General features: G+C 67.6%; 23 protein-coding genes. 22 read left to right on the top strand and 1 reads right to left on the bottom strand.

Annotation, left to right across the window (positions count from 1 at the left end):
- Positions 1 to 63: 63 nt before the first annotated feature.
- From I6H87_RS06255 to I6H87_RS06240, 4 genes are all read left to right on the top strand, one after another.
- Entirely contained in the window at positions 64 to 789 is a 726-nt protein-coding gene (locus tag I6H87_RS06255; protein WP_010812879.1) for an SPOR domain-containing protein, read from the top strand.
- 166 nt (positions 790 to 955) lie between these two features.
- Positions 956 to 1,591, top strand: coding sequence for a thiol:disulfide interchange protein DsbA/DsbL (locus I6H87_RS06250; RefSeq protein ID WP_011614376.1), 636 nt, complete (start codon positions 956 to 958; stop codon positions 1,589 to 1,591).
- Positions 1,592 to 1,696: 105 nt separating this feature from the next.
- Positions 1,697 to 2,503 (top strand): SDR family oxidoreductase, encoded by an 807-nt coding sequence (locus tag I6H87_RS06245; protein ID WP_011614377.1) that lies wholly within the window; start codon positions 1,697 to 1,699, stop codon positions 2,501 to 2,503.
- A 2-nt stretch (positions 2,504 to 2,505) separates the two neighbouring features.
- Positions 2,506 to 3,339: a helical backbone metal receptor gene (locus I6H87_RS06240; protein WP_011614378.1), complete on the top strand. Its 834-nt coding sequence runs from the start codon at positions 2,506 to 2,508 to the stop codon at positions 3,337 to 3,339.
- A gap of 5 nt (positions 3,340 to 3,344) precedes the next feature.
- Here the strand turns inward: I6H87_RS06240 and I6H87_RS06235 are convergent, their stop codons facing one another.
- A complete protein-coding gene (locus tag I6H87_RS06235; RefSeq protein ID WP_010812875.1) occupies positions 3,345 to 4,421 on the bottom strand; it encodes an MBL fold metallo-hydrolase in 1,077 nt (358 codons plus the stop codon).
- Positions 4,422 to 4,626: 205 nt separating this feature from the next.
- Between I6H87_RS06235 and I6H87_RS06230 the strand changes: the two genes are divergently transcribed.
- The 18 genes from I6H87_RS06230 to bioD all read left to right on the top strand — a co-directional run bounded on the left by I6H87_RS06230 (position 4,627) and on the right by bioD (position 22,491).
- On the top strand, positions 4,627 to 5,091 hold the full coding sequence (locus tag I6H87_RS06230; protein ID WP_011614379.1) for a MerR family transcriptional regulator: 465 nt from the start codon (positions 4,627 to 4,629) through the stop codon (positions 5,089 to 5,091).
- A gap of 127 nt (positions 5,092 to 5,218) precedes the next feature.
- A complete protein-coding gene (locus I6H87_RS06225; protein WP_010812873.1) occupies positions 5,219 to 5,695 on the top strand; it encodes a PaaI family thioesterase in 477 nt (158 codons plus the stop codon).
- A 64-nt stretch (positions 5,696 to 5,759) separates the two neighbouring features.
- Complete coding sequence (locus I6H87_RS06220; protein WP_011614380.1) at positions 5,760 to 6,941, top strand: isovaleryl-CoA dehydrogenase; 1,182 nt, start codon at positions 5,760 to 5,762, stop codon at positions 6,939 to 6,941.
- Positions 6,942 to 7,052: 111 nt separating this feature from the next.
- Positions 7,053 to 8,894 (top strand): bifunctional isocitrate dehydrogenase kinase/phosphatase, encoded by a 1,842-nt coding sequence (gene aceK / locus I6H87_RS06215; RefSeq protein WP_011614381.1) that lies wholly within the window; start codon positions 7,053 to 7,055, stop codon positions 8,892 to 8,894.
- Complete coding sequence (can, locus tag I6H87_RS06210; protein ID WP_010813257.1) at positions 8,891 to 9,562, top strand: carbonate dehydratase; 672 nt, start codon at positions 8,891 to 8,893, stop codon at positions 9,560 to 9,562. Before aceK ends, can begins: the two co-directional genes overlap by 4 nt.
- 47 nt (positions 9,563 to 9,609) lie before the next feature.
- On the top strand, positions 9,610 to 10,788 hold the full coding sequence (locus I6H87_RS06205; RefSeq protein ID WP_011614382.1) for an acetyl-CoA C-acetyltransferase: 1,179 nt from the start codon (positions 9,610 to 9,612) through the stop codon (positions 10,786 to 10,788).
- Positions 10,789 to 10,918: 130 nt separating this feature from the next.
- A complete protein-coding gene (locus I6H87_RS06200; protein WP_010813259.1) occupies positions 10,919 to 11,599 on the top strand; it encodes an SDR family oxidoreductase in 681 nt (226 codons plus the stop codon).
- 30 nt (positions 11,600 to 11,629) lie between these two features.
- Positions 11,630 to 12,760 (top strand): acyl-CoA dehydrogenase family protein, encoded by a 1,131-nt coding sequence (locus tag I6H87_RS06195; protein ID WP_011614383.1) that lies wholly within the window; start codon positions 11,630 to 11,632, stop codon positions 12,758 to 12,760.
- 87 nt (positions 12,761 to 12,847) lie between these two features.
- Positions 12,848 to 13,504: a 2-hydroxychromene-2-carboxylate isomerase gene (locus I6H87_RS06190; protein WP_010813261.1), complete on the top strand. Its 657-nt coding sequence runs from the start codon at positions 12,848 to 12,850 to the stop codon at positions 13,502 to 13,504.
- A complete protein-coding gene (locus I6H87_RS06185; protein ID WP_010813262.1) occupies positions 13,501 to 14,187 on the top strand; it encodes an HAD family hydrolase in 687 nt (228 codons plus the stop codon). The genes I6H87_RS06190 and I6H87_RS06185 overlap by 4 nt, the downstream gene beginning before the upstream one ends.
- Entirely contained in the window at positions 14,184 to 14,621 is a 438-nt protein-coding gene (locus I6H87_RS06180) for a YchJ family protein (RefSeq protein WP_010813263.1), read from the top strand. The genes I6H87_RS06185 and I6H87_RS06180 overlap by 4 nt, the downstream gene beginning before the upstream one ends.
- Positions 14,618 to 15,295 (top strand): glutathione S-transferase family protein, encoded by a 678-nt coding sequence (locus I6H87_RS06175; protein ID WP_010813264.1) that lies wholly within the window; start codon positions 14,618 to 14,620, stop codon positions 15,293 to 15,295. The genes I6H87_RS06180 and I6H87_RS06175 overlap by 4 nt, the downstream gene beginning before the upstream one ends.
- 53 nt (positions 15,296 to 15,348) lie before the next feature.
- Positions 15,349 to 16,956 (top strand): carboxyl transferase domain-containing protein, encoded by a 1,608-nt coding sequence (locus tag I6H87_RS06170; RefSeq protein ID WP_011614384.1) that lies wholly within the window; start codon positions 15,349 to 15,351, stop codon positions 16,954 to 16,956.
- Between the two features lie 42 nt (positions 16,957 to 16,998).
- Complete coding sequence (locus tag I6H87_RS06165; protein ID WP_041687111.1) at positions 16,999 to 17,895, top strand: dienelactone hydrolase family protein; 897 nt, start codon at positions 16,999 to 17,001, stop codon at positions 17,893 to 17,895.
- A 38-nt stretch (positions 17,896 to 17,933) separates the two neighbouring features.
- Positions 17,934 to 18,722, top strand: coding sequence for an enoyl-CoA hydratase/isomerase family protein (locus I6H87_RS06160; RefSeq protein ID WP_011614386.1), 789 nt, complete (start codon positions 17,934 to 17,936; stop codon positions 18,720 to 18,722).
- Between the two features lie 418 nt (positions 18,723 to 19,140).
- Positions 19,141 to 20,553 carry an adenosylmethionine--8-amino-7-oxononanoate transaminase gene (gene bioA, locus I6H87_RS06155; RefSeq protein WP_010813268.1) on the top strand — a complete coding sequence of 471 codons (1,413 nt, stop codon included), beginning with the start codon at positions 19,141 to 19,143 and terminating at the stop codon, positions 20,551 to 20,553.
- Positions 20,543 to 21,757 carry an 8-amino-7-oxononanoate synthase gene (gene bioF, locus I6H87_RS06150; RefSeq protein WP_010813269.1) on the top strand — a complete coding sequence of 405 codons (1,215 nt, stop codon included), beginning with the start codon at positions 20,543 to 20,545 and terminating at the stop codon, positions 21,755 to 21,757. The genes bioA and bioF overlap by 11 nt, the downstream gene beginning before the upstream one ends.
- A complete protein-coding gene (bioD, locus tag I6H87_RS06145; protein ID WP_011614388.1) occupies positions 21,754 to 22,491 on the top strand; it encodes a dethiobiotin synthase in 738 nt (245 codons plus the stop codon). Before bioF ends, bioD begins: the two co-directional genes overlap by 4 nt.
- The last annotated feature ends 16 nt before the right edge of the window (positions 22,492 to 22,507 follow it).

Raw genomic sequence — 22,507 nt, 5'->3', positions numbered from 1 at the left:
CGATGCCAGTGCTGCCGTTGGCGGCGCTGGCCCTATAATCCCGGCATCACCGAAGAGGACTTCATGCAACAGCAACGCAAGCGCGAGTCGCGCCATGTCCGCCGCAACCAGCAACGCGGCGGTACGTTCCTGGGCCTGGTGCTCGGGCTGATCGTCGGGCTGGCCATCGCCGTGGTGGTCGCCCTGTACATCACCAAGTCTCCGACCCCGTTCCAGCAGAAGAGTGCCCCGCGCCCGAGCGAGCCGGGCAATGTCACCAGCCAGCTGCCGCCGCCGGCCCAGCGCGCCGACGAGGGCCCGAGCGACCCCAACAAGCCGCTGTGGAGCAAGACCCCGGCCAAGCCGGTGGGCCAGGCGCCCGAGCCGGAACCGAAGCAGAACGGCCAGCATGGCCAGAACGGCCAGCAACCCCCGGTGGCCGTCGCCCGTCCGGCCGAGAAGCCGGTGGAAAAGCCCGTGGAGAAGCCGGCTGACAAGCCTGTCGCCAGCAAGCCGGCCGAGAAGCCGGTGGCCGACCCGATCGCCGAGATCGCCCAGGCCGATGCCAACAAGGTGGGCTACCTGCTGCAGGTGGGCGCGTTCCGCTCGTCGGACGACGCCGACCGCCAGAAGGCCAACCTGGCGATGCAGGGCTTCGAAGCCCGGATCACCGAGCGCGATGTCAACGGCGTCAAGATGTACCGGGTGCGCCTGGGGCCGTTCAACCGCATCGAAGACATGAACAAGGCACGCGACCGGCTGCAGTCGTCCGGCTTCGAGGCCTCGGTGATCCGCTTCACCAAGCAGTAAGCCGGACCGCAGGGTCAGGCGTTATTCCGGTCGTGTCCGGCGGCACTGGCAGTAATCGCCGGTAACCGCCGCAACACGTTGTCACCAGAAGCAGCCGGCGTTTCGCTGAACCGGACGCCGCCGCCGCTGTCATACGCTCATCGTCCAACCGCAAGGCCGCACCAAGATGAAAAAACTCGCCGCACTGTTCGCCATGTTCGCCGCCGTGGGCGGCCTGCTGATGTCCGCCCCGTCCCGGGCGGCGCCCGCCGAGGGCAAGGAATACCAGGTCCTGAAGGCGGCCCAACCGGTCGCCGCGGGCAAGATCGAGGTGACCGAGTTCTTCTGGTACGGCTGCCCGCACTGCTACGATTTCGAGCCGGACCTGGAAGCCTGGGTCAGGAAGCAGGGCGGCAACGTGGTCTTCAAGCGCGTGCCGGTCGCGTTCCGTGACGACCTGCTGCCGCACACCAAGATCTTCTATGCGCTGGAAGCCATCGGCAAGCTCGACGCCATGCACAACAAGGTCTTCAACGCCATCCACGTGGACCGCAAGCGCATGACGGACCCCAACGAGATCGCCGACTTCATGGCCAAGAACGGCGTGGACCGCAAGGCCTTCCTGGATGCCTACAACTCGTTCACGGTGACCACCAACTCGCAGCGCGCCAACAAGATCGCCGACGCCTACAAGATCGACGGCGTGCCGACCGTGGTGGTGCAGGGCAAGTACGTGACCTCGCCGTCGATTGCCGGCAACAAGCAGGGCGCGATCCAGACCATGGATTACCTGGTGGATCAGGTTAAGGCGAAGAAGATGTAATCTGCTGGCGACCTTCGCAAGCCGAGGGTTATCCAACACCAGTAGCAAGCCAAACGGCTGGTATCCTGTACCAGCCGTTTTTTTTCAGACTGCAACCCTGCCTTCATGCGTCCCCTCAAAGTCTTCCTCACCGGCGCCTCCAGCGGCCTGGGCCAGGCTCTCGCGCGCGAATACGCGTCGCAAGGCGCCATCCTCGGGCTGGTGGCGCGCCGCGAGGACGCGCTGCGCGAGTTTGTCGCCACGCTGCCCAACCCGGGCGCGGTGCGCGTCTACGGCGCCGATGTGCGCGATGCCGACGCCATGGCGCGTGCCGCTGGAGACTTCCTCGGCCATTTCGGCTGCCCGGACGTGGTGATCGCCAATGCCGGGGTCTCGGTCGGCACCGTCGCCAGCGAGCGCGAGGACCTCGACGCCTTCCGCCAGGTGATGGATACCAACTGGTTCGGCGTGCTGACCACCTTCCAGCCGTTCATGCATGCGATGCAGGAGCGCGAGCCCGGCCACTTCGGGCGCCGCGGCACGCTGGTGGGCATTGCCAGTGTCGCCGGCGTGCGCGGGCTGCCGGGCGCGGGCGCCTACAGCGCGTCCAAGTCGGCGGTGATCAAGCTGCTGGAAAGCCTGCGGCTGGAGCAGCGCGCGCACGGCATCCGCGTGGTCACGATCGCGCCCGGCTATATCCGCACGCCGATGACCGCGCACAACCCGTACCGCATGCCGTTCCTGACCGATGCCGACGTGTTCGCGCGCAAGGCCGTGCGGGTAATCGCGGCAGGACGGCGCTTCCGCGTGATTCCGTGGCCGATGGGCGTGGTGGCGGCGCTGCTGCACGTGATGCCGCGCTGGCTCTACGATGCGCTGGCCGCGGGCGCTCCGCGCAAGCCGCGGCGCGCCGACCCGCCGCAGGAGCCCTGACCATGTGGCGCGACGCCATCGGCCAGCAGCATGCCGCCGCCAGCGGGGTGGTGCGGATCGCGTCGCTGGTGCCGTCGGTGACTGAGTTGCTGTTCGCGCTCGGGATGGCCCGGCAGATGGTGGCACGCACCGGCTTCTGCATCCACCCGGAACCGGCCGTGTGCGCGGTGCCCAAGGTCGGCGGCACCAAGGACGTGAACGTGGCGCGGCTGCGCGAGCTGGCACCCACGCACGTGGTGGTCAATATCGATGAGAACCGGCGCGAGACCGTGGACGAAATCCGCGCATTCGTGCCCAATGTGATCGTCACCCATCCATGCGCGCCGGAAGACAACCTGGGGCTGTACCAGCTGCTGGGCGGGATCTTCGGCTGCCACGCCGAGGCCGAGGCGCTGTGCACGGCGCTGCAGGTGCAGCTCGATGCCATCCGCGTGCGCGCGTGGCCGGCTCGCCGCGTGCTGTATGCGATCTGGCAGGACCCGTGGATGACGGTGTCGCGCGATACCTATATCAGCCGCATGCTGGCATTGGCCAACTGGCACACCTGGCCCGAGGGCAGTGCCGCATTGCAGGCCTGCGCGGGCGGCGACTGCAGCCGCCCCAACGCGCCTGGCGATCGCTATCCCACCTTCCGCTGGAGCGACGCGCTGGTGCGCGAGCTCGACCTGGTGCTGCTGTCGACCGAGCCCTACCGCTTCACCGAAGACCACGCCGACGCGCTCGAGCGCCAGCTTGGCAAGCCGGTGCTGCTGGTCGACGGCGAGATGCTGTCCTGGTACGGCAGCCGCGCCATCGACGGGGTGCGCTACCTGGCGGCACTGGCGGCCGCCAACTAGGCCAGTCAGGCCGCGCGGAAGCGGATCACGCCGTCGTCGCCGGTTTCCCGCACCAGTTCGCCGCGGTGCCACAGGCAGTGCAGGTGGGCCAGCGACTCGCCCATGGCGAAGGTCATCTGGTGGATGTCGAACTGGCGCTTGAAGATCACGCTGACGATGTCGTGCGCGCTGCAGGCCTTCTCGCCGCAGGCTTCGAGCGTTTCGGCGAGGCGGTCGGCATGGTGCTCGCGCAGCTGCATGATGCGGGTATGCAGGTTGCGGAAGGGGCGGCCATGCGAGGGCAGGATCAGCACGTCCTGCGGCAGCGGTTCGTACTTGCCGAGCGAATCCAGGTAGAGCTGCAGCGAATTGCCTTCGGGCTCCATGTCGAACACGCTGACATTGGTCGAGATGCGCGGCAGCACCATGTCGCCGGAGATCAGCACATTGGTGGCGGCGTTGTACAGTGCCACATGCTCGGGCGAATGGCCGAAGCCGGTGATCACGCGCCAGGCCGAGGTCGCCGCATCGGTGCCGATCCGCACCGTGTCGCCCTCCATCATGCGGCGGTACTGCGCCGGCAGCTCCGGCACCAGCGACGGGTAGTAGGTCTTGCGCGCGCGCAGCTTTTCCTGGCTGTCGGCATCGGTCAGGCCGTGCAGCGCGAAGTGCGCGGCGGCGGCGTCGCCGCCCGCGCTGGAGCCGGCACCGGTGCCGCTGCCCATCACGCGCGCGCTCATGTAGTCGCCCAGGCTCATCCACAGCCGCACGCCGAAGCGCTTGCACAGCCAGTGCGCCAGGCCGACGTGGTCGGGGTGGCTGTGCGTCACCAGCACGCGCACCACCGGCAGTCCTTCCAGCTCATTGGCGAAGATGGTTTCCCAGTGGCCCTTGATGATGTCGTTGGTGATGCCGCAGTCGATGATGGTCCAGCCGTCGCGGCCGTCCAGGCGGTCGCGCAGCAGCCACAGGTTGATATGGTCGAGCGCGAACGGCAGCGGCATGCGCAGCCAGTAGACGCCGGGGGCGACTTCCTGCCTGGAGCCGGGCTCGGGCATGGTGTCGCCGAACGGGTATTGGAGCTGGTGTTCGAGTGCGTTCATGAGGAGTCTCGTGGTCGAAGCCTGGCGCGGGGGCGCGGGCTTTCTCGTTCTGCCGGCACGCCAAGCATTGAGCAGGGCGTGCAAGCACCGGTTGCCAGCCGATCTGGTTGACGCTAACGTAAACGTCAATCATACGGGTTCGTTTCCATCTTAAGCGAAAACTTGACTTCACAACGAACGACCGTTCACTTTCTTTGGGCAGGCTATGTCAGCGACGCCAGCGGCGGCTTCCGCCACCTACACCATCACCGACCTTGCGCGTGAATTCGACATCACGCCCCGGGCCATCCGTTTCTACGAGGACCAGGGTCTGCTGTCGCCGGAGCGCGAAGGGCCGGGCGGGCGCAAGCGGGTCTACAACGGCCGTGAACGGACCCGGCTGAAGCTGACACTGCGCGGCAAGAGGTTGGGGCTTACTCTCAATGAGATCCGCGAGATCCTTGACCTCTACGAGTCACCACGCGACACAGCCCCGCAGCTGGAGCGCTTCCTGCACTCGCTCGCGGCGCACCGGCGCACGCTTGAGCGGCAGATGGAAGACCTGCAGGCGCAACTGGCCGAGATCGACCAGCATGAGCGCCAGTGCAGGGCTTTGCTGGCCGCGCAGACCGGCAAGCAGCAACCGGCCACGGAAGACGGCGATGCGCCGGCCCGGACCTCGGTCGCCTGAAGCGGCACTTCCACCGGCATCCGTGCCGGATGGGATTGACGTTTACGTAAACGTCAATAGAATACCCCGACAGCGCGCGCAGCCTGTTGCTGCCGGCGACCCAACGTTCTCACACCGGAACTCCGCCATGACGTCATCCAACGCCAGTGCCGTACCCGCTGAACCAGGATCGCTGTCCGCCGCGCGCGCCGACGCTATCGCCACCAGCTTTTCCCGCCAGGGGCTGATGACCACCTTTGGCGCGACCCTGCGGCGGGTGGACCGCGGCGAGGTCGAGCTGGCCATGCCGTGGTCCGACGGCGTGACCCAGCAGCACGGCTTCTTCCACGGCGGCGTGGTGGGTGCGCTGGCAGACAGCGCCTGCGGCTACGCCGCGCTGACGATGGTGGGCGAAGATGAGGCGGGCCTGACCGCCGAGTACAAGATCAACCTGCTGTCTCCCGCCCAGGGCGAACGCCTGGTGGCGGTGGGGCGGGTCCTCAAGCCCGGGCGCACGCTGATCGTGGCACAGGGCGATGTCTATGTCGAGCAGGACAGCCGCCGCAAGCAGGTGGCCACCATGCTGATGACGCTGTGCGTGGTCAAGACACTGGGCCACGTCTGAACTGACGGCTCCGGCCATCCATCCGGAACCCGACACACATACCGATTCCAAACAGGAGACCATCATGACCGAACTGCCAGGCCTGAAATTCGATCTGGGCGAAGACATCGAGATGCTGCGCAACTCCGTGCGCGACTGGGCCCAGGCCGAGCTGGCCCCGCGCGCCGGCGAGATCGACCGCACCGACCAGTTCCCGATGGACGCCTGGAAGAAGATGGGCGACCTGGGCGTGCTGGGCATTACCGTGGCCGAGGAATACGGCGGCGCCAACATGGGCTACCTGGCGCACATGATTGCGATGGAAGAAATCAGCCGCGCCTCGGCGTCGGTCGGCCTGTCGTACGGCGCGCATTCCAACCTGTGCGTGAACCAGATCCACCGCAACGGCACGCCGGCGCAGAAGGCGAAGTACCTGCCCAAGCTGGTCTCGGGCGAATGGATCGGCGCGCTGGCCATGAGCGAGCCCAATGCCGGCTCCGACGTGGTCAGCATGAAGCTGCGCGCCGAGTTCAAGGGCGACCGCTACGTGCTCAACGGCACCAAGATGTGGATCACCAACGGCCCGGACTGCGACGTGCTGGTGGTCTATGCCAAGACCGAGCCTGAGCTGGGCGCGCGCGGCATGACCGCCTTTATCGTCGAAAAGGGCATGAAGGGCTTCTCGGTGGCGCAGAAGCTGGACAAGCTGGGCATGCGCGGCTCGCACACCGGCGAACTGGTGTTCCAGGACGTGGAAGTGCCGGTCGAGAACATCCTTGGCGCCGAGAACGGCGGCGCCAAGGTGCTGATGAGCGGGCTGGACTACGAGCGCGCGGTGCTGTCCGGCGGCCCGGTCGGGATCATGCAGGCGTGCATGGACGTGGTCACGCCGTATATCCACGACCGCAAGCAGTTCGGCCAGAGCATCGGCGAATTCCAGCTGATCCAGGGCAAGGTGGCCGACATGTACACCACGCTGCAGGCCGCGCGCAGCTACCTGTACACGGTCGGCAAGAACCTGGACGCGCTGGGCAGCGGGCACGTGCGCCAGGTGCGCAAGGACTGCGCCGCGGTGATCCTGTACACCGCCGAGAAGGCCACCTGGATGGCGGGCGAGACCGTGCAGATCCTGGGCGGCAACGGCTATATCAATGAATACCCGGCCGGCCGCCTGTGGCGCGACGCCAAGCTGTACGAGATCGGCGCCGGCACCTCGGAAATCCGCCGCATGCTGATCGGCCGCGAGCTGTTCGCCGAAACCATGTAAAGCGCAAGGGGGGCGCCGAAATCACCCGGAGCCCCCGCCCGAACCCCATTACAATCTCAGTACCCGTCGCAAGACCGCTCGCCGCACATTTCTCCCGGCCCCCGTCGACCCATGTCCCACTTCCCCAAACTGCTCTCCTCGCAGATTGCCTTCGATGTGGCGAGAACGATGCTCGACGGGTTCGACAAGCATTACCGCCTGTTCCGCGAGGTCAGCCACCAGGCCAAGCTCAAGTTCGAGGCCGGCGACTGGCACGGGCTGCAGCAGATCCAGCGCGACCGCATTGCGTTCTACAACGAGCGCGTGCGCGAATCGAGCGTGATCCTGGAAGACGAGTACGACGCCGAGAACATCGAGGACGAGATCTGGCAGCAGATCAAGCTGCACTACATCGGCCTGCTGACCAACCACCACCAGCCCGAGCTGGCCGAGACCTTCTTCAACTCGGTCTGCACGCGCATCCTGCACCGCTCGTACTTCAACAACGATTTCATCTTCGTGCGCCCGGCGATCTCGACCGAGTACATCGAGAACGAGGAATCGCCCACGCGCCCCACCTTCCGCGCCTACTACCCGGGCAGCCGCGAGGGCATGGCCGCGTGCTTCGAGCGCGTCGTGCACAACTTCCAGCTGGAGAGCCCGTTCGAGGACCTGCAGCGCGACATCGGCTACGTGGTGCGCGCGGTCAGCGAGCATTTCGGCGACCTGCGCATCGCGCCGAATTTCCAGGTCCATACGCTGTCGTCGCTGTTCTTCCGCAACAAGTCGGCCTTTATCATCGGCCGCATCCTGAACGGCGACCGCACTTTCCCGCTGGCGATCCCGATCGTGCACGGCCCCTCGGGCAAGCTGACGCTGGACACCGTGCTGCTGAAGAAGGAACAGTTGCTGATCCTGTTCTCGTTCACGCACTCCTATTTCATGGTCGACATGGAGATCCCGTCGGCCTACGTGACCTTCCTGCGCGACATCATGCCGCGCAAGCCGCGCGCCGAGATCTATACCTCGCTGGGCCTGCAGAAGCAGGGCAAGAACCTGTTCTACCGCGACTTCCTGCACCACCTGCAGCATTCGTCGGACAAGTTCATCGTCGCGCCCGGCATCCGCGGGCTGGTGATGCTGGTGTTCACGCTGCCGTCGTACCCGTACGTGTTCAAGGTCATCAAGGACTTTTTCCCGGCGCCCAAGGAAACCACGCGCGAGCTGGTCAAGTCCAAGTACCAGCTGGTCAAGCAGCACGACCGCGTCGGCCGCATGGCCGATACGCTGGAGTATTCCGACGTGGCCTTCCCGCTCTCGCGCTTCGACGAGGCGCTGGTGCGCGAGTTCGAGCAGCACGCGCCGTCGATGATCGAGTACCAGCGCGGCAAGGATGGCGGCGAAGAGATCGTGGTGCGCCACGTCTATATCGAGCGCCGCATGACGCCGCTGAACATCTACCTGACGGAGGGCACTGACGAGCAGGTCGAGCACGGCGTGATTGAATACGGCAACGCCGTCAAGGAGCTGATCGCTGCGAACATCTTTCCGGGAGACATGCTGTACAAGAACTTCGGCGTCACGCGCCACGGGCGCGTGGTGTTCTACGACTACGACGAGATCGAGTACCTGACCGACTGCAACATCCGCGACGTGCCGCAGCCGCGCAACGAGGAAGAGGAGATGTCGGGCGAGGTCTGGTACACGGTGCGTCCGCACGACATCTTTCCCGAGACCTTCCGCACCTTCCTGCTGGGCGACACGCGCGTGCGCGCGGCGTTCCTGCGCCACCATGCGGACTTTTTCGACCCTGCCATGTGGCAGAGCCACAAGGACCGGCTGCTGGCCGGACATGTTCATGACTTCTTTGCCTATCACAGTTCAGAGCGATTCATTCACCGCTACAGCGAAGCTGGCAGCGCGCAGGGTACCGCTGCCGTTCCCGATCCTGGTCCTGCAAGGAGGGTCGCATGACTGACGCCATCGCCCAGCTGTTCCGCAACAACCGCGAGTGGGTCGACCGCGTCAACGCCGAAGACCCCACCTTCTTCATGCGCCTGGCCAACCAGCAGGCGCCCGAGTACCTGTGGATCGGCTGCTCCGATTCGCGCGTGCCGGCCAACCAGATTCTGGGCCTGGCCCCGGGCGAGGTGTTCGTCCACCGCAATATCGCCAACGTGATCGCGCACAGCGACCTGAACGCGCTGGCGGTGATCCAGTTCGCGGTAGAGGTGCTCAAGGTGCGCCATATCACCGTGGTGGGCCACTACGGCTGCGGCGGTGTCAAGGTCGCGCTCAAGCGCGAGCGCATCGGCCTGGCCGACAACTGGCTGCGCCATGTGCGCGACGTGGCCGACAAGCACGAGGCCTATCTCGGCACGCTGCTGCGCGAAGACGATGCCCATACCCGGCTGTGCGAGCTCAATGTGATCGAGCAGGTCAACAACGTCTGCCAGACCACCGTGCTCCAGGACGCCTGGAGCCGCGGCCAGGCGGTGACCGTGCATGGCTGGGTCTACGGCGTGTCCGACGGCCTGCTGCGCGACCTGGGCATGGCCGCCAGCAGCAACGACGAACTGCGCGAGCAACTGGCCGCGGCCTACCGCCAGTACGGCGATCCGCCGCAGGCGTCGATCCGCTGACCGGACGCACACACCGCTTCTTCATCCACCGATCCAGGAGACCCGACATGGAAGAGATCGTCATCGTTTCAGCCGCCCGCACGCCGATGGCTGCGTTCCAGGGCGAATTCGCCAGCGTCACCGCGCCGCAGCTGGGCGCCGTGGCCATCCGCGCCGCCGTAGAGCGCGCCGGCCTGAAGCCCGAGCAGGTGGAAGAGGTGGTGTTCGGCTGCGTGCTGCCGGCCGGCCAGGGCCAGGCCCCGGCGCGCCAGGCCGCGCTGGGCGCGGGCCTGCCGCTGGGCGTGGGCTGCACCACCGTCAACAAGATGTGCGGCTCGGGCATGCGCGCGGCCATGACCGTCTACGACGGGCTGATCGCGGGCTCGTTCGATATCGCCATTGCCGGCGGCATGGAGAGCATGACCAATGCGCCGTACCTGGTGCCGAAGGGCCGCGGCGGCTACCGCATCGGCCACGGCATGATCTACGACCACATGATGCTGGACGGCCTGGAAGACGCGTATGACAAGGGCCGCGCCATGGGCACCTTCGGTGAGGACTGCGCCGCCAAGTACGGCTTTACGCGCGAGCAGCAGGACGAATTCGCGATGGAAAGCGTGCGCCGCGCCCAGCAGGCCACCGAGAACGGCGACTTCCGCTGGGAGATCGCGCCGGTGACGGTGTCCGGCAGGGGCGGCGACACCGTGATCGACACCGACGAAGGCCCGCGCCGCATCAAGCTGGACAAGATCCCCTCGCTCAAGCCCGCGTTTGCCAAGGACGGCACCATCACGGCGGCCTCGTCGTCGTCCATCAACGACGGCGCCTCGGCGCTGGTGATGATGCGCGCCTCCACCGCGAAGAAGCTGGGCCTGCAGCCGATCGCGCGCATGCTCGGCCACACCACCCACGCGCAGGCGCCGGGCTGGTTCACCACCGCGCCGGTGGAAGCGATTTCCAAGCTGTACCGCAAGCTGGACTGGACCACCGACAGCGTCGACCTGTTCGAGATCAACGAGGCCTTCGCCGTGGTGCCGATGGCGGCCATGCACGACCTCAAGATCCCGCGTGACAAGGTCAATATCCATGGTGGCGCCTGCGCACTGGGCCACCCGATCGGCGCTTCGGGCGCACGCATCATGACCACGCTGATCGGCGCGCTGCGCAAGACCGGGGGCAAGCGTGGGGTGGCGAGCCTGTGCATTGGTGGTGGCGAGGCGACTGCGGTGGGGATCGAGATCCTGTAACGCGTTCCTTCCCGCTTGTTTTCTCCCCTCTCCCGCTTGCGGGAGAGGGAGCAAGACAGAGGCAGTTTGCTGAACCCGTGGCCGGGCGAGCCGTTTCGCGCTCCGGCCAGCCCGACAAAGGAGCACAGCCTTGCCAACCGTCCTGATCCTCGGTGCCTCGCGCGGCATCGGCCTTGAATTCGTGCGCCAGTACCGTGCCGACGGCTGGCGCGTCATTGCGGCGGCGCGTACGCCTGAAGGCGTCGGCGCATTGCAGGCGCTGGGCGCCGAAGCCCATCAGGTCGACCTGTCCGATGCCGGCGCGGTCGCGGGCCTGGGCTGGAAGCTCGACGGCGAAGCCCTCGACGTGGCGATCTACAACGCCGGCGTGCTGGGACCCCGCACCGAAGGCGCGCAACCGGTCACGCCGCAGGAATTCGACCGGGTGATGCATGTCAACGTGCTGGGCCCGATGATGGCGCTGCCGCTGCTGCTGCCCTACGTCGAAGCGGGCCAGTCCGGCCACGGCGGCGTGCTGGCGGTGCTGTCCTCGCGCATGGGCAGCATCACCGCGATGGAGCACAGCACCAGCTGGCTGTACCGCGTCAGCAAGGCCGGCGCCAATGCGGCGCTGCGCGCGGTCTCGCTCGATGCGCGCCACGCCACCTGCGTCGCGCTGCACCCGGGCTGGGTCAAGACCGACATGGGCGGCCAGGAAGCCGACCTGACCGTGCAGCAGAGCGTCAAGGGCATGCGCCAGTTGCTCGCCGGCGTCAAGCGGCGCGACAACGGCACCTTCCACAATTACGACGGCACGCCCATCCCCTGGTAAGCGCGCACGCACACTGAGCATCGAACCGACATGCTGCTGACCCCCGAACAGGAAATGATCCGCGACGCCGTGCGCCAGTTCGCGCAGGAAGTGATCGCGCCGCAGGCCGCGCAGTGGGACCGCGACAAGACCTTCCCCAAGGACGTGCACCGCGAACTGGCGGCGCTGGGCGCCTACGGCGTGGCGGTGCCGGAGGCATACGGCGGCGCCGGACTGGACTACCTGTCGCTGGCGCTGATCCTGGAAGAGATCGCGGCCGGCGATGGCGGCACCTCCACCGTCATCAGCGTCAACAACTGCCCGGTGTGCAGCATGCTGATGTCGTTCGCCAGCGAGGCGCAGAAGCAGCAGTGGCTGGTGCCGCTGGCGCGCGGCGAGATGCTGGGCGCGTTCTGCCTGACCGAGCCGCACGTGGGCTCGGATGCGTCGGCGCTGCGTACCACTGCGGTACGCGATGGCGACCACTACGTGCTCAACGGCGTCAAGCAGTTCATCACCAGCGGCCAGAACGCCGACGTGGCGATCGTGCTGGCCGTGACCGACAAGGCCGCAGGCAAGCGCGGCATCAGCGCCTTTATCGTGCCGACTTCGACCCCGGGCTACGTGGTGGCGCGGCTGGAGGACAAGCTCGGCCAGCATTCGTCGGACACCGCGCAGATCCTGTTCGAGGACTGCCGCGTGCCGGCGGCCAACCTGCTCGGCGACGAGGGCGGCGGCTACAAGATGGCGCTGTCGGGACTGGAAGGCGGGCGCATCGGCATCGCCTCGCAGAGCATCGGCATGGCGCGCGCCGCGTTCGAGGCGGCGCTGGCCTATGCCAAGGAGCGCGAGAGCTTCGGCCAGCCGCTGTTCCAGCACCAGGCGGTGCAGTTCCGCCTGGCCGAGATGGCCACCCGCATCGACGTGGCGCGCCAGATGGTGTGGCACGCCGCCGCGCTGCGCGACGCCGGCCGCCCGTGCCTGAAGGAAGCGGCCATGGCCAAGCTCTTTGCCAGCGAGATGGCCGAGCGGGTGTGCTCGGATGCGATCCAGGTGTTCGGCGGCTACGGCTACGTCAGCGACTTCCCGGTGGAGCGCATCTACCGCGACGTGCGCGTGTGCCAGATCTACGAGGGCACCAGCGATATCCAGAAGATCCTGATCGCGCGCGCGCTGGCCTAGCGATGCGCGTACGATGGGGTGTGTGCCGCGAAGGCGGCGCGCTTCCCTGATCCCCGTACCGGCAACCACAACAAGAAGGGCCCCGACATGACCGCAGCGATCGACTTCTACTTTGATTTCTCTTCGCCCTACGGCTACTTTGCCAGTACCCGCATCGACGACCTGGCGCAGAAGTACGGGCGCATCGTCGCCTGGCATCCCATCCTGCTGGGCGTGGTGTTCAAGACCACCGGCGCCTCGCCGCTGCCGCAGCTGCCGCTCAAGGGCGATTATTCGTGGCGCGATTTCGAGCGCACCGCGCGCTTCCACGGCATCGAGTACAAGCGCCCCACGCATTTCCCGCTGCCCACCACGCACGCCGCGCGTGCCATGCTGTGGCTGCAGAACCACCACGGCGATGACATCGCCGCGGCCTTTGCCAAGTCGGTGTACCGCGCGCTGTTCGTCGACGACATCAATATCGCCGAGCCGGCCGAGATCATGAAGCTGGCCGAGCCGCTGGGCGTGGACGTGCAGGCGCTGGATGCCGGCGCCACCAGCTACCAGATCAAGGACCAGCTCAAGGCCGAGATCGACGTGGCGATGGCCAAGGGCGTGTTCGGCTCGCCCTTCGTCATCATCGATGGCGAGCCGTTCTGGGGCTTCGACCGCTTCGACCAGGTCGAGGCCCACCTGAAGAGCCGCCGCCAGACTGAACTCCGGGCTGTGCCGAGCCTGGACACCAAGGAAAAGAAACCCGCATGACTGCAGCAACCCGTGGCCATTCCGGCCGATTCGATTGCGTGATCTTCGACTGCGACGGCGTGCTCGTCGACAGCGAGCCCATCGTCAACCGCGTGCTCAACCAGATGCTGAACGAGCTTGGCATCGAGATCTCGCTGGAAGACTCCACGCGCCTGTTTCTCGGCCGCGCCGTGCGCGAAGAGCTGGAGATGATCGAGCGCATGCGCGGCGCGCCGCTGCCCGAGAACTGGCTGTCGACCTGGCTGGCGCGCCGCAACGCGGTGCTGGAAGCCGAAGTCGCTGCGGTCGCCCATGTGCGCGAGGCGATTGGCAAGATCGCCGCCACCGGCATGCCGGTGTGCGTGGCGTCGGGTGCGGACCGCGTCAAGGTCAAGCTGCAACTGACCAGGACCGGCCTGGTCGAGCTGTTCCAGCAGGATGAGCGCGAGCATATCTTCTCCGCCACCGAAGTGGCACGCAGCAAGCCCGCGCCCGATGTGTACCTGCTGGCCGCGCGCACCATGGGCGTTGAGCCGGCGCGCTGCGCCGTGGTGGAAGACAGCCCGACCGGCGTGACCGCGGGCGTTGCCGCCGGCATGACGGTGTTCGGCTACGCCGAGCGCAACGATGCCGCGCTGCTGCGCGAGGCCGGCGCGGGCACCATCTTCACCGATATGCGCGACCTGCCGGAGCTGGTGGGATGACCGCGAAAGCGGCAGGCCGCCTGCCCAAGGCCGGACCGGTGCCGTGCCCGTGCGGCAGCGCGGACTATGCCGCCTGCTGCGGCCGCTTCCATCGTGGCGAGGCACTGCCGCCCAATGCCGAGGCACTGATGCGCTCCCGCTACAGCGCCTATGTGCTGAACGACATGGAATGGTTGCGGCAGACCTGGCATGCATCGACCTGCCCGGCCGACCTGTTGCCGGATACCGCCACGCGCTGGCTCGGGCTCACGGTGAAGGCGCATGCGCAGCAGGACGATGCGCATGCCGAAGTGGAGTTCGTGGCGCGCTACAAGGTAGGCGGGCGCGCCATGCGGCTGCACGAACGCAGCCGCTTTGTACGCGAGCCGCGCGCGCCTGGCGAGGCACCGCGCTGGCTCTATGTGGATGGCGACATGATCGGGGAGACATCATGAGCATCGAGAAGCGGAATGAGCCGGAGTACCTGCTGTATTGCTTTGCCCAGTCCGGCAATGCCTACAAGGTGGCGCTGCTGCTGGAGACCGTCGGCGTGCAGCGCGGCCAGCAGCTGTGGCAGCCGCGCTTCGTCGATTTCTTCAACGGCGAGACCCGCACGCCCGAATACCGCGCCATCAACGTGATGGGCGAGGTGCCGGTGCTGGAGTGCGGCGGCCAGCGCCTGTCGCAGTCCGGTGCCATCCTGGAAACGCTGGCCACGCGCCTCGATGCCTACGGCCCGCGCGACGAGGCCGAGCGCGCCGAGGTGCTGCGCTGGCTGCTGTTCGACAACCACAAGTTCACCTCCTACACCGCCACCTATCGCTTCATGCGCACCTTTGCCAGGTCGCCGGACCCGGCCGTGCTGGAGTTCTTCCGCGCGCGCTGCGAAGGCGCGTGGAACGTGCTCAACGCGCAACTGGCCGGGCGAGCGTTCCTGCTGGGCGAGCGCGCCACCATCGCGGACTTCTCGCTGTCGGGCTACGTCTTCTTCGACGACGAGATCGGCGTGCACTGGCGCAAGGAGTATCCGCATATCCACGCCTGGGCCGAGCGCATCCGTGCGCTGCCGGGCTGGAAGCACCCCTACGACCTGATGCCGGGGCACCCGCTGCCCAGGCACGCAGGCTGAGCCCGGCCGCTGGCAGGACGGCGAAAACCAATATCAAGCAGGAAGAGACACAGATGCCCACCCTGGAAACCAAACTCAACGCCCGCTCCGAATCCTTCCAGGCCAACGCCGAGTCGATGCAGGCCCTGGTGGCCGACCTCAAGGCCAGGATCGCGAAGCTGGCCGAAGGCGGCGGCGACGACGCGCGCAACAAGCACCTGTCGCGCGGCAAGCTGCTGCCGCGCGACCGCGTACAGCAACTGCTGGATCCGGGCACCCCGTTCCTGGAGCTGTCGCAGCTGGCCGCGTACGACATGTACGACAATGCCGCACCGGGCGCGGGCATCATCACCGGCATCGGCCGCGTGGCCGGGCAGGAGTGCGTGATCGTCTGCAATGACGCCACCGTCAAGGGCGGCACCTACTACCCGATGACGGTCAAGAAGCATGTGCGCGCACAGGAGATCGCAGAGCAGAACAACCTGCCCTGCATCTACCTGGTCGATTCCGGCGGCGCCAACCTGCCCAACCAGGACGACGTGTTCCCCGACCGCGACCACTTCGGCCGCATCTTCTACAACCAGGCCAACCTGTCCAAGCAGGGCATCCCGCAGATCGCGGTGGTGATGGGCTCGTGCACCGCCGGCGGCGCCTACGTGCCCGCGATGAGCGACGAGTCCATCATCGTCAAGAACCAAGGCACCATCTTCCTGGGCGGCCCGCCGCTGGTGAAGGCCGCCACCGGCGAGGAGGTCAGCGCCGAAGACCTGGGCGGCGCCGACGTGCATACGCGCCTGTCGGGCGTGGCCGACTACTTCGCGCAGAACGACCACCACGCGCTGTCGCTGGCGCGCAATATCGTGCAGCACCTGAACCGCCGCAAGCCGGACCAGATCCGCCTGCACGAGCCGGTCGAGCCGCTCTACCCGGTGGAAGAACTGTACGGCGTGATCCCGACCGACACGCGCAAGCCCTACGACGTGCGCGAGGTGATCGCGCGCCTGGTCGACGGCTCCGAGTTCGACGAGTTCAAGGCGCGCTACGGCACCACGCTGGTGTGCGGCTTCGCGCGCATCTGGGGCTACCCCGTCGGCATCGTCGCCAACAACGGCATCCTGTTCTCCGAATCCGCACTGAAGGGCGCGCACTTTATCGAGCTGTGCTGTCAGCGCAAGATCCCCCTGGTGTTTCTGCAGAACATCACCGGCTTCATGGTGGGCCGCAAGTACGAGAACGAAGGCATTGCCCGCAATGGCGCCAAGATGGTGACCGCGGTCGCCACCGCGCAGGTGCCCAAGTTCACGGTGATCATCGGCGGCTCGTTCGGCGCCGGCAACTACGGCATGTGCGGGCGCGCCTATTCGCCGCGCTTCCTGTGGATGTGGCCGAACGCGCGCATCTCGGTGATGGGTGGCGAGCAGGCCGCCAGCGTGCTGGCCACGGTGCGCCGCGACGGCATCGAGGGCAAGGGCGGCAAGTGGAGCGCGCAAGAGGAAGAGGCGTTCAAGCAGCCGATCCGCGACCAGTACGAGCACCAGGGCCATCCGTACTACGCCAGCGCGCGGCTGTGGGACGACGGCGTGATCGACCCGGCGCAGACCCGCACCGTGCTGGGCCTGGGTCTTTCCGCGAGCCTGAACGCACCGATCGACGAGATGAAGTTCGGCGTGTTCCGCATGTAATCCCGGCCACGCCGCTACTGTCACATTACCGCCTTCCACCCCATGCGCAGCGTCGCCCGCCTGCTTTGCAGCCCAGCCCTGGTCACGGCGCTTGCCTTGCTGGCGCCGCTGTCGGGGCATGCGCAGAGCGCGAGCGGCAACGGCAATCCTGCGCCGCGCATGCGCTTCCAGGAGCAGGTGGTGATGCTGCCCAAGGCGGCGATCCCGTCGCGCATCGACCTGGAGGCCACGGTATTCAAGCCGGCTGGCGATGGGCCGTTCCCGCTGGTGGTGATCAACCACGGCAAGGCGCCGGGCCGGCCCGCGATGCAGGGGCGCGCGCGCTTTCCGGCGCAGAGCCTGGAATTCCTGCGCCGCGGCTACGCCGTGGTGCTGCCGATGCGGCAGGGTTTTGCGCGCTCGGGTGGCGCCTATGTGGGCGGCAGCTGCGACATCGAGACCAACGGCATGATGCAGGCCGACGATGTCGTCGCCACGCTCGACTTCATGGCCACGCAGCCCTATGTGGACATGGACCGCATTGTCGTGATCGGCCAGTCGCACGGGGGCCTGACCACGATGGCGTTCAGCACCATCGGCTATCCGGGGGTGCTGGGCGTGGTCAACTTCGCGGGCGGGCTGCGCAACCTGAACTGCGCGGACTGGGAAGAGCGCCTGGTCGATGCCTTTGCCAGCTATGGCGGCCTGGCGCGCTACCCGTCGCTGTGGGTGTACGGCGACAACGACAGCTACTGGCCGGTGCCCTTGCCCGGCCGCATGTTCAACGCCTTCAAGGCGCGCGCCACCGGTCCCGCGGCCAGATCGCGGCTGGTGGACGTGGGCGAGTTCGGCAACGACTCGCATCGCGTCTTCAGCGCGCGCGAAGGCATCCCGGTGTGGTTGCCCGAAGTCGGCAACTTCTTCCGCTCGCTGGGGCTGCCGTTCGACGCCGGGACCTGAACCGCACCAGACAACTTAATCCGCCAACGGAGCGAACCATGGAATTCACCGCCCTGACCGTCAATATCGCCAGCCACGTCGCCACCGTCACGCTGAACCGGCCCGATGTGCGCAACGCCTTCAACGAGACCGTGATCGCCGAGCTGACCGGCGCCTTCCGCGCGCTGGGCGACATGGACGAGGTGCGCGCCATCGTGCTGGCCGGCAACGGCCCTGCCTTCTGCGCCGGCGCCGACCTGAATTGGATGAAGAAGATGGCCGGCTATTCCGACGACCAGAACCGCGCCGATGCGCTGACCCTGGCGCAGATGCTGCACACCATCTGGTCGTGCCCGCGCCCGGTGATCGCGCGCATCCAGGGCGACACCTACGCCGGCGGCATGGGCCTGGTGGCCGCGTGCGATATCGCGGTGGCTGCCGAGCACGCGCACTTCTGCCTGTCCGAGGCGCGCCTGGGACTGCTGCCTGCCACCATCAGCCCGTATGTGATCCGCGCGCTGGGCGAGCAGGCCGCACGCCGCTACTTCATCACCGCCGAGCGCTTCGATGCCGCCGAGGCGCTGCGGCTGGGCTTTGTGCATGCGGTGGTGCCGGCCGAGGCTCTGGACGCCAAGGTCGCCGAACTGGCGACTGCGCTGGTGGCCAACAGCCCGAACGCCGTGCGCGAAAGCAAGCGACTGGTGCAGGACATCGCCGGGCGCGCGATCGACAACGACTTGCTGGCCGATACCGCGGACCGGATTGCAAAGATCCGGGCGTCGGAAGAGGGGCGTGAAGGGGTGAAGTCGTTCCTGGAGAAGCGCTCGCCGTCGTGGCGGCCGGCTTGAGGCAAAAGACTGGCTTACCGCTTGTTTGCTCCCCTCTTCCGCGCGCGGGAGAGGGGCTGGGGGAGAGGGCGGGCTTATGCCAAGCATGAGGCGCCTGACTTCGTGGGAAGGCCTGCCCTCTCCCCCCACCCCTCTCCCGCAGGCGGGAGAGGGGAGTTCCGTAGCAGCATGCGACAGCATGCCTCCGTAAATAAAGATTGCGTGTAGATCGCAGCACGCTAGCAACAAGAACAAGGCTTCGTCATGGAAACATTCATCAAGTTTCGCTAACGCGCCGCTAACTTGGAAATTCCATTGTCATTGCCAACCTGAAAGAGACATTCCTAACATGACCCTCCCCAACCTGTCCGCCACCGTCGCACAGCCCGGCCTTGCCGGCAACGGCGCGCGCGCGGACGGTCAACAAAGGAGGGCTACCTTGGATCACCTGTCCCTTTCCCCAGGCAGAGACGCGCAGGCACTCGGCCAGCGCAGCCGCAACGCCGTCTGGCATCCATGCACGCGGCTGCGCCCCGACGACGACGCGGTGCCGCTGGCGATCGTGCGCGGCGTCGGCCCGTGGCTGCATGATGCCGACGGCCGCCGCTATTTCGACGCCACCAGTTCGTGGTGGGTCAACCTGTTCGGCCACGCCAACCCGCGCATCAACGCCGCGCTGGCCAGCCAGCTGGAAACGCTTGAGCACGTGATGCTCGCCGGCTGCACCCATGCCCCGGCGGTGGAGCTGGCGGAGCGCCTGTCGGCGCTGACCGGCGGCGCGCTCGGCAATGTCTTCTACGCTTCGGACGGCGCCTCGGCGGTCGAGATCGCGCTGAAGATGAGCTTCCACTACTGGCGCAATACCGGCCTGCCTGCCAAGCGCGAGTTCGTCTGCCTGCGCCACGGCTACCACGGCGAGACCGTGGGCGCGCTCGCGGTGACCGACGTGGAAGTCTTCCGCGATGCCTATGATCCGCTGATCCGCCGCGCACACGTGGTGATGTCGCCCGACGCACGCCAGGCCGCACCCGGCGAGAGCGCTGCGGACGTGGCCGCCCGCGCCCTGGCGGAGCTGGAAACCCTGCTGCGCGAGCGCGCCGGCCAGATCGCCGCGCTGATCGTCGAGCCGCTGGTGCAGGGCGCCGCCGGCATGGCGATGTACGACCCGTCGTATCTGGATGGCGCGCGCGCTTTGTGCGACCGCTACCGGATCCACCTGATCGCCGACGAGATCGCGGTGGGCTGCGGGCGCACCGGCACCTTCTTCGCGTGGGAACAGTCGCGCGCCGGGGAGGCGCCGCTGCCCGCGCACCTGTGGCCCGACTTCCTGTGCCTGTCCAAGGGCATCAGCGGCGGCTACCTGCCGCTGTCGCTGGTGCTGTCGCGCCCGGAGATCCAGCGTGCCTTCGTCGCCGACGAGCTGGCCCGCAGCTTCCTGCATTCGCACTCCTACACCGGCAACCCGCTGGCCTGCCGCGCCGCGCTGGCCACGCTGGACTTGTTCGCGCAGGACGACGTGCTCGCGCGCAACCGCGAGCGCGCGCACTGGCTCGCCGACGGCATGGCCGCGCTGGCCGCCGACGCGCGCCTGCGGCACGTCCGCCAGCGCGGGCTGATCTGGGCCGCCGATGTGCGCGATGACGTCGCCGGCGCCGACTTTGCCGCGCGCTTCCATCACGCCGCGCGCGAGCGCGAGCTGCTGGTGCGCCCGATCGGCAATACGCTGTACGTGATGCCGCCCTACGTCTTCGATGCCGCGCAGGCACGCTGGCTGGGCGAGCAGATGATGGCCACGCTCGACGATGTGACCACCGATGTGACCACGAGCGGGGAGGTGCGCCATGCTGCTTGAACAACTGAGGCGGGCCGCCGAACAGCGCCACGCGCTGGCCCTGACGCGCCGCCGCCGCGTTGCCCACACTGCCTGCGCGCCGCACCAGGCCGTGGGCGAGGACGGGTCCGAGCCGGAATCGCTGCTGACCTTCTGCAGCAACGACTACATGGGGCTGGCCAACCACCCGGACGTGATCGCCGCGCTGGTGGAAGGCGCGCAGCGCTATGGTGCGGGCAGCGGTGCCTCGCACCTGGTCAGCGGGCATTCGCTGGCGCACACCCAGCTGGAAGCGGAACTGGCGCGCTGGCTCGCCCCGCATATCCCGCATGCGTGCACGCTGTATTTCTGCACCGGCTACATGGCCAACATGGCGGTGCTGACCGCGCTGGGCACCGCGGGCGCCACGCTGTTCTGCGAGTCGCTCAACCATGCCTCGCTGATCGATGGGGCGCGGCTCGCGCGCGCCGACGTGCAGCGCTACCCGCATTGCGACACCGCCGCGCTGGAAGCGCTGCTGGCGGCCAGCACCAGCGAGCGCAAGCTGATCGTGACCGACAGCGTGTTCAGCATGGACGGCAATGTCGCGCCGCTGCGCAAGCTGCTGGAACTGGCCGAGCGCCATGACGCCTGGATCATTGTCGATGACGCCCACGGCTTCGGCGTGCTGGGCGAGCAGGGCCACGGCGTGCTGGAAGCGCTGGGGCTGTCGTCCGAGCGGCTGATCTATATCGGCACGCTCGGCAAGGCCGCCGGCGTGGCGGGCGCCTTCGTCGCCGCGCACGAGACCATCATCGAACACCTGGTCAACACCGCGCGGCCGTATATCTACACCACGGCCGCGCCGCCGGCAGTCGCGCATGCGCTGCTGGCCAGCCTGGCGATCATCGAAGGAGAGGAGGGCACGCAACGCCGCGCGCAACTGACGCGCTGCATCGGCATGCTGCGCGAGGGGCTGGCCCAGCTGGCTGCCATCGCGGGCTGGACGCTGGGCGACAGCGAGACCGCGATCCAGCCGCTGATCGTCGGCGACAACGGCGCCGCGCTGGCGCTGTCGGCCACGCTGGAGGCGGATGGCATCCGCGTCGGCGCGATCCGGCCGCCGACCGTGCCGGAAGGGACCGCGCGGCTGCGCATCACGCTGTCGGCCGCGCACACCGAAGACGATGTGCGGCGCCTGCTGGATGCCCTGAGCGCCGCCGTGGCGCAGCGGGAGGTCGCATGAGCACGCGTGCGCCTTTCGCCTGCTTTGTCACCGGCACCGATACCGGCATCGGCAAAACCCACGCCAGCGCCACGCTGCTGCATGCGCTCCATGCCGCCGGCTACCGCACCGCGGGCATGAAGCCCGTGGCCAGCGGCAGTGAGTGGCGCGACGGCCATTGGCACAACGACGACGTGGCGCAGCTGCGCGCCGCCAGCTCGGTGGCGGTGCCGCTGGGCCAGACCTGCCCGTTCCTGCTGCGCACCCCGTGCTCGCCGCACCTGGCCGCCGCGCACGAGGGCGTGCGCATCACGCGCGCGCCGGTCCGTGCCGCCTTCGACGCGCTGCGCCGGCAGGCCGATGCGGTGGTGGTAGAGGGCGTGGGCGGCTTCAATGTGCCGCTCGACGCAGGCGCGGTGCGCTGGAACACCGCCGACCTGGCGGTGATGCTGGCGGTCCCGGTAGTGATGGTGGTCGGCATCCGGCTCGGCTGCCTGAACCACGCCGTGCTGACCGCCGAAGCCATCCGCGCGCGCGGCCTGCCGCTGGCGGGCTGGATCGCCAACCGGGTCGACCCGGACATGCTGCTGGCCGACGAGAACATCGCCACGCTGCACGCGTCGCTGGACGCGCCTTGCCTCGGTGAATTGCCCTGGCAACTGGCGCCCGCCGCTGCCGCTGGCCGGCTCGACCTTGCGCCGCTGTTCGCCGCCGCTACCCAATACCAAGCCGAGGCCGCCGGCCTTGCTGCCTGAACCAGAATTCGCATCG

Origin of the sequence: Cupriavidus necator, assembly GCF_016127575.1 — a bacterium.
Taxonomy (GTDB): Bacteria; Pseudomonadota; Gammaproteobacteria; order Burkholderiales; family Burkholderiaceae; genus Cupriavidus; species Cupriavidus necator_D.
The sequence above is the reverse complement of the archived record's forward strand: the minus strand, read 5'-3'. Positions and strand labels throughout refer to the sequence as shown.

Coding starts and splice junctions, on each gene's coding strand:
- I6H87_RS06255 (WP_010812879.1), top strand. CDS start 64: ATGCAACAGCAACGCAAGCGCGAGTCGCGCCATGTCCGCCGCAACCAG.
- I6H87_RS06250 (WP_011614376.1), top strand. CDS start 956: ATGAAAAAACTCGCCGCACTGTTCGCCATGTTCGCCGCCGTGGGCGGC.
- I6H87_RS06245 (WP_011614377.1), top strand. CDS start 1,697: ATGCGTCCCCTCAAAGTCTTCCTCACCGGCGCCTCCAGCGGCCTGGGC.
- I6H87_RS06240 (WP_011614378.1), top strand. CDS start 2,506: ATGTGGCGCGACGCCATCGGCCAGCAGCATGCCGCCGCCAGCGGGGTG.
- I6H87_RS06235 (WP_010812875.1), bottom strand. CDS start 4,421: ATGAACGCACTCGAACACCAGCTCCAATACCCGTTCGGCGACACCATG.
- I6H87_RS06230 (WP_011614379.1), top strand. CDS start 4,627: ATGTCAGCGACGCCAGCGGCGGCTTCCGCCACCTACACCATCACCGAC.
- I6H87_RS06225 (WP_010812873.1), top strand. CDS start 5,219: ATGACGTCATCCAACGCCAGTGCCGTACCCGCTGAACCAGGATCGCTG.
- I6H87_RS06220 (WP_011614380.1), top strand. CDS start 5,760: ATGACCGAACTGCCAGGCCTGAAATTCGATCTGGGCGAAGACATCGAG.
- aceK (WP_011614381.1), top strand. CDS start 7,053: ATGTCCCACTTCCCCAAACTGCTCTCCTCGCAGATTGCCTTCGATGTG.
- can (WP_010813257.1), top strand. CDS start 8,891: ATGACTGACGCCATCGCCCAGCTGTTCCGCAACAACCGCGAGTGGGTC.
- I6H87_RS06205 (WP_011614382.1), top strand. CDS start 9,610: ATGGAAGAGATCGTCATCGTTTCAGCCGCCCGCACGCCGATGGCTGCG.
- I6H87_RS06195 (WP_011614383.1), top strand. CDS start 11,630: ATGCTGCTGACCCCCGAACAGGAAATGATCCGCGACGCCGTGCGCCAG.
- I6H87_RS06190 (WP_010813261.1), top strand. CDS start 12,848: ATGACCGCAGCGATCGACTTCTACTTTGATTTCTCTTCGCCCTACGGC.
- I6H87_RS06185 (WP_010813262.1), top strand. CDS start 13,501: ATGACTGCAGCAACCCGTGGCCATTCCGGCCGATTCGATTGCGTGATC.
- I6H87_RS06180 (WP_010813263.1), top strand. CDS start 14,184: ATGACCGCGAAAGCGGCAGGCCGCCTGCCCAAGGCCGGACCGGTGCCG.
- I6H87_RS06175 (WP_010813264.1), top strand. CDS start 14,618: ATGAGCATCGAGAAGCGGAATGAGCCGGAGTACCTGCTGTATTGCTTT.
- I6H87_RS06170 (WP_011614384.1), top strand. CDS start 15,349: ATGCCCACCCTGGAAACCAAACTCAACGCCCGCTCCGAATCCTTCCAG.
- I6H87_RS06165 (WP_041687111.1), top strand. CDS start 16,999: ATGCGCAGCGTCGCCCGCCTGCTTTGCAGCCCAGCCCTGGTCACGGCG.
- I6H87_RS06160 (WP_011614386.1), top strand. CDS start 17,934: ATGGAATTCACCGCCCTGACCGTCAATATCGCCAGCCACGTCGCCACC.
- bioF (WP_010813269.1), top strand. CDS start 20,543: ATGCTGCTTGAACAACTGAGGCGGGCCGCCGAACAGCGCCACGCGCTG.
- bioD (WP_011614388.1), top strand. CDS start 21,754: ATGAGCACGCGTGCGCCTTTCGCCTGCTTTGTCACCGGCACCGATACC.